1 protein-coding gene is annotated in these 1,071 nt (G+C 37.6%); it reads left to right on the top strand.

Annotated elements, in window-relative coordinates:
- Positions 1-1,071 (top strand): AAA family ATPase (locus tag DIU01_RS15525; RefSeq protein WP_290836045.1); only part of this gene is annotated, 1,071 nt, incomplete at both ends.

Genomic DNA, 1,071 nt, shown 5'->3' with positions numbered 1-1,071 from the left:
GTTCCGTTTTTCTCACTTTCAGGTTCTGATTTCGTGGAAATGTTTGTTGGTGTTGGTGCGTCTCGCGTTAGAGATTTATTCAAACAGGCAAAAGAAAAATCTCCTGCGATTATTTTCATTGACGAAATTGATGCTGTTGGTCGTGCAAGAGGAAAAAACAACATGTCTGGCGGAAATGACGAACGTGAAAACACGTTGAATCAATTACTTACAGAAATGGATGGTTTTGGTACAAATACTCACGTAATTGTACTTGCTGCAACCAATAGAGCCGATGTTCTTGACAAAGCTTTAATGCGCGCAGGTCGTTTTGACAGACAAATCTATGTGGATTTACCAGACATTAGAGAAAGAAAAGAAATATTCGAAGTGCATTTAGCTCCTTTGAAAAAAGTAGATGGTTTAGATACAGATTTCCTTGCAAAACAAACTCCAGGTTTCTCTGGTGCTGATATTGCAAACGTATGTAATGAAGCGGCTTTAATTGCAGCTCGTAACAATAAAACTGCTGTTGACAAACAAGATTTCCTTGATGCTGTTGATAGAATCGTTGGTGGTTTAGAAAAGAAAAACAAAATTGTAACTCCAGCAGAAAAAAGAGCTATCGCAGTTCACGAAGCTGGTCACGCAACGGTAAGTTGGATGCTAGAACACGCTGCGCCACTTATTAAAGTAACAATTGTTCCAAGAGGTCAAAGTCTTGGTGCTGCTTGGTACTTGCCAGAAGAACGCTTAATTGTACGTCCAGATCAAATGCTAGACGAAATGTGTGCTACAATGGGCGGACGTGCTGCAGAAAAAGTAGTTTTCGATACAATTTCAACTGGTGCTTTATCCGATTTAGAGAAAGTTACTAAACAAGCTCGTGCAATGGTTACCATTTATGGTTTGAATGAGAAATTAGGTAACATTACTTATTATGATGAATCAGGTCAAAGCGAATATAATTTTAGCAAACCGTATTCAGAAGATACAGCAATTACAATCGATAAAGAAATTTCAATTTTAATTGAAGGTCAATACCAAAGAGCGATTCAAATCTTGAAAGACAATCAAGATAAGTTAATGCAA

The organism is Flavobacterium sp., assembly GCF_003525665.1.
Lineage (GTDB): Bacteria > Bacteroidota > Bacteroidia > Flavobacteriales > Flavobacteriaceae > Flavobacterium.
This window is presented reverse-complemented; position numbering and strand designations above follow the sequence as displayed.